Origin of the sequence: Thalassospira australica (genome assembly GCF_000763295.1) — a bacterium.
Lineage (GTDB): Bacteria > Pseudomonadota > Alphaproteobacteria > Rhodospirillales > Thalassospiraceae > Thalassospira > Thalassospira australica.
In genome coordinates this window covers 114,998-127,641 of sequence record NZ_JRJE01000031.1, presented here as the reverse complement: position 1 = coordinate 127,641, position 12,644 = coordinate 114,998, and the positions used below count along the sequence as shown (strand labels likewise).

At 52.3% G+C, this 12,644-nt stretch carries 10 protein-coding genes; 7 read left to right on the top strand and 3 right to left on the bottom strand.

Features of this window, described 5'->3' with window-relative positions; translation table 11 throughout:
* Window positions 1–10: 10 nt before the first annotated feature.
* Both JF44_RS0113705 and JF44_RS0113700 read right to left on the bottom strand, forming a co-directional pair.
* A complete protein-coding gene (locus JF44_RS0113705) occupies window positions 11–1,129 on the bottom strand; it encodes an extracellular solute-binding protein (RefSeq protein ID WP_033069550.1) in 1,119 nt (372 codons plus the stop codon).
* Between the two features lie 93 nt (window positions 1,130–1,222).
* Window positions 1,223–2,323, bottom strand: a complete 1,101-nt coding sequence (locus tag JF44_RS0113700; RefSeq protein ID WP_033069549.1) for an ABC transporter ATP-binding protein — start codon at window positions 2,321–2,323, stop codon at window positions 1,223–1,225.
* A 442-nt stretch (window positions 2,324–2,765) separates the two neighbouring features.
* Between JF44_RS0113700 and ruvX the strand changes: the two genes are divergently transcribed.
* Window positions 2,766–3,290 carry a Holliday junction resolvase RuvX gene (gene ruvX, locus JF44_RS0113695; protein WP_052065983.1) on the top strand — a complete coding sequence of 175 codons (525 nt, stop codon included), beginning with the start codon at window positions 2,766–2,768 and terminating at the stop codon, window positions 3,288–3,290.
* Between the two features lie 67 nt (window positions 3,291–3,357).
* Here ruvX and JF44_RS0113690 read toward each other — a convergent pair whose 3' ends face one another.
* The gene (locus JF44_RS0113690; protein ID WP_033069548.1) at window positions 3,358–4,173 is read right to left on the bottom strand and encodes a VOC family protein; all 816 of its coding nucleotides are present in this window, start codon (window positions 4,171–4,173) and stop codon (window positions 3,358–3,360) included.
* A 267-nt stretch (window positions 4,174–4,440) separates the two neighbouring features.
* Between JF44_RS0113690 and JF44_RS0113685 the strand changes: the two genes are divergently transcribed.
* From JF44_RS0113685 to topA, 6 genes are all read left to right on the top strand, one after another.
* Window positions 4,441–5,364, top strand: a complete 924-nt coding sequence (locus JF44_RS0113685; protein WP_033069547.1) for an AEC family transporter — start codon at window positions 4,441–4,443, stop codon at window positions 5,362–5,364.
* 188 nt (window positions 5,365–5,552) lie between these two features.
* Window positions 5,553–6,512 carry an aspartate carbamoyltransferase catalytic subunit gene (locus JF44_RS0113680; RefSeq protein ID WP_202901520.1) on the top strand — a complete coding sequence of 320 codons (960 nt, stop codon included), beginning with the start codon at window positions 5,553–5,555 and terminating at the stop codon, window positions 6,510–6,512.
* Window positions 6,509–7,831 carry a dihydroorotase gene (locus JF44_RS0113675; protein WP_033069545.1) on the top strand — a complete coding sequence of 441 codons (1,323 nt, stop codon included), beginning with the start codon at window positions 6,509–6,511 and terminating at the stop codon, window positions 7,829–7,831. Before JF44_RS0113680 ends, JF44_RS0113675 begins: the two co-directional genes overlap by 4 nt.
* Window position 7,832: 1 nt before the next feature.
* The gene (plsY, locus tag JF44_RS0113670; RefSeq protein ID WP_081944452.1) at window positions 7,833–8,483 is read left to right on the top strand and encodes a glycerol-3-phosphate 1-O-acyltransferase PlsY; all 651 of its coding nucleotides are present in this window, start codon (window positions 7,833–7,835) and stop codon (window positions 8,481–8,483) included.
* 120 nt (window positions 8,484–8,603) lie between these two features.
* Window positions 8,604–9,824 (top strand): DNA-processing protein DprA, encoded by a 1,221-nt coding sequence (gene dprA, locus JF44_RS0113665; RefSeq protein ID WP_033069544.1) that lies wholly within the window; start codon window positions 8,604–8,606, stop codon window positions 9,822–9,824.
* A 168-nt stretch (window positions 9,825–9,992) separates the two neighbouring features.
* On the top strand, window positions 9,993–12,638 hold the full coding sequence (gene topA, locus JF44_RS0113660; protein ID WP_033069543.1) for a type I DNA topoisomerase: 2,646 nt from the start codon (window positions 9,993–9,995) through the stop codon (window positions 12,636–12,638).
* Window positions 12,639–12,644 lie beyond the last annotated feature (6 nt).

The window sequence follows — 12,644 nt, the reverse complement described above, 5'->3', positions numbered from 1 at the left end:
CCCTTAGCTCTTATTGAGCCAACCAAGCCTGGAACTTGGCATCGATATCATCACGGTAATCAGCCCAGAACTCGTAGTTATACAGGAACGTGTTCTTGGCGTTTTCCGGGTCGGTCGGCATGTGCGGAGCCATGTCGACGCCCAGTTCAGCGTGTTTACCAACCATCGGTGCGGAAGACGCTCGTGCCGGGCCATACGAGATGTATTTAGCCTGGTCTGCAAGACGCTGGGTATCGGTCGCGAACTTGACGAAGTCTTTCACACGCGCAAGACGCTCTTCCGGAAGACCTGCCGGAATAATCCAGCCGTCAAGGTCAAACACCTGTGCATCCCAAAGCATGGAAATCGGCTGATCCTGTTCAACAATTGCGGAGAACAGACGACCGTTGTAGGTCGAGCCCATGAAGACTTCACCGTCAGCCAGAAGCTGCGGGGTGTCTGCACCAGCACTCCACCAAATCACACTGTCTTTGATGGTTGCCAGCTTATCAAGCGCCTGCTGCTGACCTTCCGGAGTTTCCAGAACGTCGTAAACGTCGCCCTTGGCAACACCGTCGCAGAGCAGAGCCCATTCCATGTTGTTGATCGGACGTTTTTCAAGTGAACGCATGCCCGGATAGGTTTCGGTATCGAACAGCGCACAGATGTCGGTCGGCTCCGGGGTTCCATCAGGAACCATGTCGTTACGATAGCCGAAGGTGGTCGAGTAAACGATCTGCGGAATGAAGCAATCGCTTACGAGCAGATCACCGAAGTCGTCTTCAGCAGAGGTGCCATCCGGCGCTGCTGCAAGATCTTCGTCGGCGTCGATTTCCATGGCGAGGCCTTCATCGCAAAGGCGCATCGCATCAGCTGCGACAACGTCAACCAGGTCCCAGGTAACGTTGTTGGCTTCATTCATGGCACGCAGTTTTGCAACCGCTTCAGCCGAACTTTCATCCCAGGTGATCGAAACACCCGGATTGTTTGCAACATAAGGCTCTGCGTAAGCTTTGACCTGACTGTTCTGATAAGCACCACCCCAGCTGACCAGTGTCATGTCTGACGCCATGTGATCATCAGCAAAAGCTGCACCACTTGCAACTACGAGCAAAGCTGTAGAAGCTGTAAGGGTTTTAATGAGTTGCATTAATAGACTCCCTGATTGTTTCCCGGACTATTCGCTGAGGACCTGCACCCGGGCGTACCTGTCCTATCTCTATTTGACATCAAGACCGGATTTTTACGCGTCAAGCGCGCGGCAATCCTCTGCAAGCCAACCGATTTCAATCTGTTGGCCCGGCTTCAGGCGCACCTGATCAGGTGCATTCCTCGTCTTGATGACAAATTCGTCGTTGCCTGCAACACGTAGACGAGTGCGGAAAATATCACCCATATAGATGAATTCCAGCACCTCAGCCTTGAGCGTGTGCGCGTCTTCATGCAGACGTTCGCGGTTATATTCGACACGTTCCGGACGGATCGAAACGCGGGTGCGCTCGCCGACTTGGCTTACGTTGACCGGCACGGCATCAATCACTTCGCCATCATCAAGCTGAACAACACATGTGTTGCCCTTGATTTCCTTGATGACACCTTCAAGCGTATTGTTTTCACCAATGAACTGGGCAACAAAACTGTTTTCCGGCGCTTCATAAAGCTGGTCCGGTGCCGCAAGCTGCTGAATACGGCCATCGTCAAACACGGCAACCCTGTCTGACATGGTCAGTGCCTCGGTCTGATCGTGCGTCACGTAAACAGTCGTAATGCCAAGCTGGTGAGCAAGATACGTGATCTCGAACTGCATCTTTTCACGCAACTGTTTATCAAGTGCACCAAGCGGTTCATCCATAAGAACCAGTTCCGGCTCAAACACCAAAGCGCGCGCCAAAGCCACACGTTGCTGCTGACCACCGGAAAGCTGTGCCGGACGTCGACCACCAAAACTTCCCATTTCGACCATGTCGAGTGCGCGCTTAACCTTTTCTTCCTGTTCCGCTTTGCCCATTTTACGAACTTCAAGCGGGAAAGCGAGGTTTTCGGCAATCGTCATGTGCGGGAAAAGTGCGTAATTCTGGAACACCATACCAATACCACGCTTGTGCGGCGGGATATCGTTGATCGAAACACCCCCCAGACGAATATCGCCATGGGTTGCCGTCTCAAAACCAGCAAGCATCATAAGGCAAGTCGTCTTGCCCGACCCGGACGGTCCAAGCATGGTCAGAAACTCGCCTTTTGGCATGGTTAGATTGAGGTCTTTGACAACGAGTGATTCGCCATCATAACTCTTTTGTACGCGCTCAAACTCAACGAACGCCTCATTCGATGCACCGTCTGCCAAACCCTATACCCCCTGATATGTCATTGTTTGTTCAGTGTTTTCGCTTTTGGTGATTTTTGTATGCGTTAATTCACCGGACCCTACCCAGTATGTAGGGCCCAGAACCAGAAGTATAGTAGCATTGCGACACCATTGCGCAATAGGTGCGCATCGAGCGCTCTTGTCTTCTTTCCGGGTATTTTACGCATCCAGTTTGGTTCATTTGCCCTGCATTTTCGATTTCTCTTAAATTCTGCAGTGCGTCATTAAAACAAACATGATCAAGCACTTCAACCCCACGGCCCCATAAAGATGATTTCCCTCATTTTTTGGATAATCACCGAACAATCTGCGCATTTGACTGCCTGAAATGCCTAAATACACACGGAGCCATGCAGTCAAAGACCGCCCCCATGACGCCTTTGCACTGGAACTTTTTGATCAACAAACCTATAAGGTCGCCATGATTTGCAATGATACACAGGAATTGCTGCGGTTCTTGGCACCGGCAGCACGTGTTTTGGGGCTGGACCTTGGCACCAAGACTATTGGCGTGGCCCTTTCAGATGTCGGGCTGCAGATTGCTTCACCTTACGAGTTGATCTCGCGCAAGAAGTTTAGCCGCGACATGACACAGCTTTCATCCATCATCGACAAGCAAAATGTCGGCGGGATTATTATCGGCTTCCCGCGTGAGCTTGACGGTTCGATTGGCAAGGCTTGCCATCGCGTTTATGCCTTCATCGATGAAATGGAAAAGCACATAGACCTACCGGTCCTGATGTGGGATGAACGCCTGTCGACCAACGCAGTCGAACGTATTCTGATTGAAGAAGTTGACATGACGCGTAAACGGCGCGCTGAAGTCGTCGATAAAACGGCTGCTGCCTATATTCTTCAGGGGGCACTTGATCACCTTAATCGTCATACCGATCCCGGCGAGAATGCCGCGCCGGATGAAAACGATATGGATGATGAAGAAGCCTAAGCCATTTGGGCAATCAAATGGTCTGTGATGATCTATCTAAAGCTGCCTGATGTTTCAGGCGGCTTTTTTATTTGGGTTTGATCACAACCATCACGCCAAAGAACCTCGATGGTGGCAAAATCAGATAACCGTTGCAGTCAACAGCACCCAAAGATTTTGCAGCCCCGGAAATCTTTTCCATATCATCAACGATCAGTTCAAAGCCTGCAAACCCGTCAGACGGAAATGCCGAATCTTCAAGACCGTACTGATTGACCAATTCGTCGCCATGCAGCGCATCTACGATACCATCCACACCGATTGCTTCGTAAAAGTCCCGTACCGCATCCGCGGCCCAATGATCAATCAACACCTTACCAAGTGTGAGTGCACCGTTTGCATGGGTCTGATAGGCCGGGAAGTAGAAGTTCTGCACCGGATGGCGATGCTGACACACAAATGTTACCGCGTGACGCAATAATGGGTGATTGGCATAAGCCAATGAAAACGCAACACCAACTTTATCGCCATCAGGCGTCATGGCGTCCCGCTCGAAATGAAATACCGGCGGCACGGCTGCGCCTGCGGCCGCAAAATCTAGTCGGTCTTGCTCCGCATCATCTGATTGCAGGGCAAGCATGGACATGCCTTCGCGATGACGCAGATAATCACGATTGTAAATCGGAAACGAAAACGGTTGTGCCAGATCGGATTCAGGAATCTTGTCAGAATCAACCACGGCAAGCAATTCGATATACATGCCATCAAGCTGAATAAGCGCATTTCCGGTCCCAAAGGGATGCTCGGCACGTGGGGTAACCGTGAAGCCCAGACGGGAATAGGCCGAGATCGCCGCATCAAGATCATTCACACACAAGACAAGATGATCAATCGCGCGTGGCATAGCGTCCCTTTTTTCCTGAATACGCGTCAATGCGGACAACTTTAACTTGCCGTTAGTCTATCGACACCATGAAGCATTGGCTGTGCTGGTTATCACATCGCCAACATCAGGGTAAAGAACTACCCTCCGATAACTGAATTTTAGTCATCAAATTCGCCTTCTGCACGCCGAACGTGTTTTCGCAGAAAGACAATGGTGCTAACACTATTGCCTGCCCCGTTGCAGATCATGTCCCACCGTTAGACGCCAGCCGCTGAAAGCCGCACGATGATTGCCATTCTTTCCGCTTTGCTTCCGACATTTGCCTTGATTGTTCTGGGGTATATTTTACGTCAGCGGAAATTCCTGCCCGATACCTTTTGGCCCGGTGCCGAGAAGCTTACCTATTTCGTCACATTCCCGGCCCTGTTGTTTTCCAATACTGCCAAGGCAGACCTTGGCGACCTCCCACTCATTGGTATTGCATCGGCAATGCTGGGAACAATTGGCATCTGCACGGCCCTGATCATTGCAATCAAACCGATCCTGAAACAGTCACCTGCGACATTTTCATCCCTTGTGCAGGGTGCCATACGCCCGAACACCTATATCGGCCTTGCGGTTGCCGCAGCCCTTCTTGGTCCCCAAGGTGTCACGGTGACGGCACTTTGCGTGGCTTTGGTTGTCCCCACAGTCAATGTCATATCGGTTCTGGCCTGCATCCATTGGGGGGACAATGACCGCAAACCCGGATTAGTATCGCTGCTGCGCGATGTTCTTAAAAACCCGCTTCTCATGGCATGCGTGTTGGGCATCCTGTTTAACGTTTCTGACATTGGATTACCGCCGATTGCGGGCCCGTTCCTTGAGGTGCTTGGTCGTGCAGCCTTGCCGATTGGTCTGCTTGCCGTCGGAGCAGGCCTTGATTTAACTGCTGCGCGGCGCGCTGGTTTGCCAGTCGGGGTTTCAAGTTTTGGCAAATTGGTCATAAGTCCGGCGGTTGCAGCAGGTCTGTGCCTTGCTCTGGGGCTGCCCAGCATTGAGTTCGCAGCGGTCGTTTTGTATGCCGCACTCCCCTGTTCTGCCAGTGCCTATGTTCTAGCGCGCCTGATGGGGGGCGATGCGCAGATGATGGCAAGCGTGATCACGGTTCATACGCTTCTTGCCATTATTGTCATGCCGATCATTGCCATTCTAATACATGCAGTTTGACAGCACGCTGGCGACCTTTAGCCATCTTGAAACCTGACCGACTGGTCAGAAAAACATGTTTCATTGCAAAGGTATTGCCCCAACGGTTCAGCCAAACATTTAACTTTTCGTGACAGGGGCAATTCGTTATGCTCCGCGCGAATTTATCAAAGACTACACCAAGGGAATTGTGCAACGCCATGAGCGTCATGGGACCAGCGGCGGATCACTATCCGCACCCACACCTCCTCGGTATTGAGGGTTTAACCCCCGGGGAAATCACCCTTATTCTTGATCGGGCCCAGCATTACGCGGAAAAAAACCGCTCTGCGGACAAAACCAGCAATATTCTGTCCGGTGCCACGGTCGTTAATCTGTTTTACGAGAATTCCACCCGTACGCTGACATCGTTCGAACTTGCGGCAAAACGCCTGGGGGCCGATGTCATCAACATGACGGTCGGGACAAGTTCGGTCAAAAAAGGCGAAACCCTGATTGATACGGCGATGACGCTTAATGCCATGAACCCGGATGCCCTGGTTGTTCGTCATGGTGACAGCGGCGCGGTCAAACTGCTCAGCGAAAAGGTCAATTGCGCGGTTTTGAATGCCGGCGATGGACGCCACGAGCACCCGACACAGGCGTTGCTTGACGCGTTAACCATCCGTCGACACAAAGGCCGCCTACACCGCCTTACCGTGGCGATTTGCGGTGATATCGCCCATTCACGTGTGGCGCGCTCAAACATCCTGCTTTTGAACACAATGGGGTCACGTGTGCGCCTTGTCGCGCCGCCAACCCTGATCCCGTCAAAGATCGACCGCATGGGTGTCGAGATTTTCCACGACATGGAAGAAGGCCTTAAGGATTGCGACATTGTCATGATGCTCCGCCTGCAGCTTGAGCGCATGGAAGGCAGCTTTATTCCGTCTGTCCGCGAATACTTCCACTTTCATGGCCTGGACCGCGCCAAGCTTGCCAACGCCAAGCCGGACGCCTTGATCATGCATCCCGGCCCAATGAACCGTGGCGTTGAGATCGACAGTGAAGTCGCCGATGACGTTGAACGTTCCGTTATCCGCGAACAGGTCGAAATGGGAGTTGCTGTACGCATGGCCGCACTTGAATTGCTCGTGCAAAACCACAGGAAGACGGGAGGTCAGCCATGAGCCCCGCCATCCGCGCCAAGGGTGCAGGCAAAAAAGCCTTCATCAATGCCCGCTTGCTTGATCCGGTCAAACAGACCGATAAAACCGGTGGCCTTCTGATTGAAGACGACACCATTATAAAAAGCGGCGCAGACGTAACAGAAATGTCCGTCCCTGAGGGTTTTGAAATCACCGACCTGAATGGCGCCTGTCTTGCCCCGGGGCTTGTCGACATGCGTGCCCAACTCCGTGAGCCTGGTTTTGAGCATCAGGAAACTATTGAAACGGCAGGTAAATCCGCAGCCATTGGCGGTGTTACAACCATCATTGCCCTGCCCAACACAGATCCTGTGATTGACGATGTAGCAGGCGTCGAGTTCATTGCACGACGCGCCCGCAAAGTAGGCTTAGCCAAGGTGTTTGTTTACGGCGCTGTTTCCAAAGGCATCGAAGGCCGCGAAATCACAGAAATGGGTCTGTTGCATCAGGCTGGTGCTGTTGCCTTCTGTGATGGTGTCAAAACCATTTCAAGTGCGCGGCTTTTGCGCCAGGCGCTTTCGTACTCTGCGTTCTTTGATGGCATGATTGTTCAGCATCCCGAAGAGCCCGAACTTTCAAAGGGCGCCTCGATGAACAGTGGCGAGCTTGCCACGCGCCTCGGACTGTCCGGCGTTTCACCGCTGGCAGAAGTGATCCAGATTGAACGTGACCTGCGTCTTGTTGAAATGACCGGTGGGCGCCTGCATTTTGCCCACATCTCGACCGGGGAATCGGTTGAAGTCATCCGCAAGGCCAAAAAACGTGGATTGAAAGTCACCTGCGATACTGCACCGCCCTATTTCGCACTCAATGAAAATGCGGTCTCGGATTATCGTACATTTGCCAAACTGTCGCCGCCGCTTCGATCCGAAGATGATCGACAGGCAATTGTCGCAGGCCTCGCCGACGGAACGATTGACGCAATTGCGTCAGACCATAATCCACAGGATGCGGATTCAAAACGCCTGCCCTTTGCCCAAGCGGCTGCCGGTGCTGTCGGCTTTGAAACGCTTTTGCCGATTGCGCTGGAACTTTATCATAATGAACATATGTCTTTGCTTGAGGTCATCACCAAATTGACGCGCACGCCAGCCGAGCTTCTGCGTTTCAAGGGTGCGGGCACCCTCAATGAGGGGACTGCGGCAGATATTGTGATTTTCGATCCGGATCGTCCGTGGAAAATTGATCCTTACCAATTCCATTCGAAATCCAAGAACTCTCCCTTTGATGGCCGCCTGACACAGGGGCGCGTGCTGCGCACCCTGATTGACGGTCGCGAAATCTTTACGGAAGGTGCCTGATATGGAGCTTGATGAAGGCTATAAAGCAATGCTGATGTCCCTGCAGATTGCGACAGTCTGCGGGTACTTGCTGGGCTCTATTCCGTTTGGTCTTGTCTTGACTCGCATGGCAGGCCTTGGTGATATCCGCAAGATCGGTTCAGGTAACATCGGCGCGACGAACGTTTTACGCACCGGTCGTAAAGGCCTTGCGTTCCTCACCCTGATTGGCGACGCGGGCAAAGGAGCATTTGCCGCCCTGCTGTTAACCCATTTGTCTGGCGCTGAAGCCGGCATTTTTGCCGGTGGCGCGGCCGTGATCGGGCATATGTTCCCCATCTGGCTGCGATTTAAGGGGGGCAAGGGCGTTGCAACCACACTTGGTACCTTGGCAGCGGTAAATTGGATCATGGGGCTATGTGCCGCCCTGACATGGCTTGTCATGGCATTGATATTCCGCATTTCTTCGCTTTCGGCGCTGATCGCCATGATCGCCGCCCCGCTTGGGGCATTTTTCATTGCCAATGATGCGGGTGCAGGTTGGCTGGGGGTATTTCTTGCCGTCATTGTTTGGCTTGCCCATCACGCCAATATTGGTCGTCTGCTGCGCGGTGAGGAACCAAGGATCGGCCAAAAGAAAAAACAGGCAAAAGAAGAAACACCGGCACCGTAAGGACGATCTGCTCCTTCGAATAGCTTGACGAATTAACGCCCGGATGACCACAATCCGGGCGTTATGCATTTAAACACCCGGCAACCACAGCGATTAACACAGTCAGAACGTCTGGCGCGTATGCGACTGGCGCGAAGCAGCAATATTGGCCCTGTTACCTTTCGCAAAATGCTAGATCGCTTCGGCTCTGCCCGCGCCGCGATTGAAGCGCTTCCTGACATCATCGCGCATAGCAAAGCAACGCGAAAAATCATTCTCGCAAACCGCGAAGATACTGTGGCTGAAATCGAAACCGCCAAAGCCTGCAATGCAAAACCGATAATCTTTGGCGATCCTGAGTATCCCCATTTACTGGCCCGCATCGAAGACGCACCACCCTATTTTTACGCTATTGGTAAAACAGAACTGCTGGGCAAGACATCTATCGGAATTGTCGGTGCACGCAATGCATCGGCAAACGGATGTGGGTTTGCACGAAAACTTAGTCACGAGATCACTTCTGCCGGCTATGTCGTCGTGTCCGGCATGGCCCGTGGCATTGATGGTGCGGCCCATAGCGCAGCTATACAAGGAACGTCGCTGAACGCCGGAGGCACGATTGCAGTTTTAGGAGGCGGCGTGGATGTTATTTATCCGCGTGAACATCAGGAACTATACGAACAGCTATGTGACCAAGGCTGCGTTATTTCGGAAATGCCGCCCGGCCTGAAACCACAGGCAAGACACTTTCCGCGCCGAAACCGCATTATTTCAGGCCTGTCTTTGGGCACTGTCGTTATTGAGGCCGGCCGCAATTCCGGATCCCTGATCACGGCGCGGTTTGCCGCAGAACAAGGCCGTGATGTTTTTGCAGTTCCCGGTTCCCCAACCGATCCCCGCGCGGCTGGCCCCAACAGCTTGATCCGCGATGGCGCTATTTTGTGCGACTCTGCCGACGTCATTCTTGATGCCATTCGCTCCGCAGAACAAAATGCGCAGCTTTTTGAAGAATTTCATCCATTCAACACAAACGCCCGAAAATCGAGTGCGGACACCACACTTTCCCCCTATGACGAGATATTCGCATCACTTGATCAAGATGCTGCCATCCGTAACGATAAAAATAACACACAACTCGTTGAAAAAAATGAACTATCACAGAAAATCTCAGAGCCTGACCTCGCCTTGAAAACCACCGAAAGATTGTATGAATTACTGTCGTCTTCCCCACTGCTTATTGATGAACTTATCCGTACGTCGGACTTGCCTGCCGAGCAGGTTTCGACAATTTTGATTGAACTAGAACTTGCAGGAAGGGTTGAACGTCACCCCGGAAATAGGGTATCGCGTATCGCCAAATGAGAGTCGCGTCACATTCAGGCGTGACAAATATTGTTGTGATTTGCGGCAATTTGCGCAATCTGATCTGAAATACAGACACACTATATATATGTGTGCCGCTCATTCGGGTTATACGAAGCACAGCATAATAACCGCCCTTGGGCGCAAGAACCGGACACGAAAAACGTAATGAATCTTGTCATCGTCGAATCCCCGGCCAAAGCCAAGACGATCAACAAATATCTCGGTGACGACTATAAGGTGCTGGCCTCATTCGGTCACATCCGCGACCTCCCATCCAAGGATGGCTCGGTCGATACCGACAACGACTTTTCGATGATCTGGGAAACGGACGGACGATCTGAAAAACAGATCCGTGAAATCGCGTCCGCAGCCCGAGACTCCGACACCATCTACCTCGCGACTGACCCGGATCGCGAAGGAGAAGCCATTTCTTGGCACATTCTTGAAGTTCTCGAGCAGAAAAAACTGCTCCGCGGTCGCGATGTTCATCGCGTCGTGTTCCACGAGATTACCAAGAAGGCCGTTACCGAAGCCATCGCCAACCCGCGTGAACTTAATCAGGAACTGGTTGATGCCTATCTGGCACGCCGTGCACTGGACTATCTTGTTGGCTTTAACCTGTCGCCGGTTTTGTGGCGCAAACTTCCCGGTTCGCGCTCTGCAGGTCGCGTGCAGTCTGTGGCCCTTCGCCTGATTTGCGAGCGTGAAATTGAGATCGAGGCCTTTAATCCTGATGAATACTGGTCGCTTGAGGCCGGATTCGCAGTCCCGGAGGGCAAGTTTTCTGCACGTCTGACACATCTTAATGGTGAAAAGCTTGATAAACTGGCACTGGGCAACGAAGACGCTGGCAAAGTTGCTAAGGAAAAGGTTGAAAGCAGAAGTTACACGGTCTCAAAGGTTGAGCGCAAAGACGTCAAGCGACGTCCGCAGCCACCTTTCACCACGTCAACCCTGCAGCAGGAAGCATCGCGTAAGCTTGGCTTTGGTGCAAAGCGCACCATGCAGCTTGCCCAGCGCTTGTATGAAGGTATCGACATTGGTGGCGAGACTGTCGGTTTGATCACCTATATGCGTACGGATGCCGTGGTTTTGTCACAAGAAGCATTGGCAGCAGCACGCCGGCTAATTGGCAAGGATTACGGTGAAAACTATCTTCCGGCCAATGCGCGAAGCTTTGCCAACAAGGCCAAAAACGCACAGGAAGCCCACGAAGCCGTCCGTCCGACCGATCTGTTCCGTCGCCCGGATCAGGTTTCACGTCATCTTGATAAAGACCAGCTCGCGCTTTACACGCTGATCTGGAAGCGTACGGTTGCCTGTCAGATGGAAGACGCACGCTTTGATCAGGTGGCCGTTGATCTGTCCTCGAATGACAATCATGTTGTTTTGCGCGCCAATGGTTCGGTCGTGAAGTTTGATGGCTTCCTGAAACTGTATCAGGAAGGCAAGGATGACGATTCTGATGACGAAAAAGATCGTCGCCTGCCGCCTTTGAAAGAAGGCCAGAAACCCGATCTCGGCACCGTCAGTATTGATCAACACTTCACCCAGCCCCCGCCCCGCTATACCGAGGCGAGTCTGGTCAAGAAGATGGAAGAACTCGGTATTGGCCGTCCGTCAACCTATGCATCAATCATTTCGGTTCTTCAGGATCGCAACTATGTCCTGCTTGAGCGCCGCCGTTTTGTTGCACAGGATCGCGGGCGCCTTGTAACGGCTTTCCTGTCGAAGTTCTTTGAACGTTATGTCCAATACAACTTCACAGCCGATCTGGAAAACCAGCTTGATGAAATCTCGATGGGTAAACTGGCTTGGAAAGAGGTTCTCAAGGATTTCTGGAAGTCGTTCAAAGGCAATGTCGACGAAGCCAAGGAACTGAAAATCACCGATGTGCTGGATGCACTTCAGGTGATGCTTGAAAACTATCTGTTCCCGACCCGCGAAGACGGGACAGACCCGCATAAATGCCCGAAATGCACCGATGGTCAGCTCAGCCTGAAGCTTGGCAAGTTTGGGGCATTCCTTGGCTGTTCAAACTACCCGGAATGTAATTTCACCCGTCCGTTGGTCGCCAACGAAAATGGTGCGGATTCCGAACTTGATGCTGGACCAAAGGTTCTTGGCATCGATAAGGAAACCGGTAAGGAAATCACGCTTCGCAAGGGCCCGTACGGTGTTTACGTTCAGCTAGGCGAAGAAGAGGAAGTCGAAGGCAAAAACGGCAAGCCCAAAAAGGTGAAGCCAAAACGCACCTCCCTTCCAAAAGGACTGGAACCATCGGTTGTTGACCTGTCGAAAGCAGAAGAACTTCTGACATTGCCCCGTCTGGTCGGGATTTACCCGGAAACCGGCGAGGAAATGAAAGCCAACATTGGCCGGTTTGGTCCTTATGTTCAGGCCGGAAGCATCTTTGCATCGCTTAAAGCTGATGACGACGTTCTGACCATTGGTGAAAATCGTGCCATTACGCTGATCGCGGATAAGCGCGAAAAAGCAGGCAAGGAAATTGGCAAACACCCGGATGACAATGAACCGATCTTTGTAGCGGTTGGTCGCTGGGGGCCGTTTGTGAAACACAAGAAAACCATTGCCAACATCCGCGACGTCGAACGTGATGATATCACGCTGGAAATGGCCATAAAGGCGATCAAGGACAAGGAAGCCAAGTCGGGCAAAACATCCAAAGCCACGACGAAGAAAACGGCGACCAAAAATACAGCGGCGAAAAAAGCTCCCGCAAAGAATAAAACGGCTGCAAAGAAACCTGCAGCGAAGAAGACAACCAAGAAAAAGGCGGCGGCAGATTAACTGCCG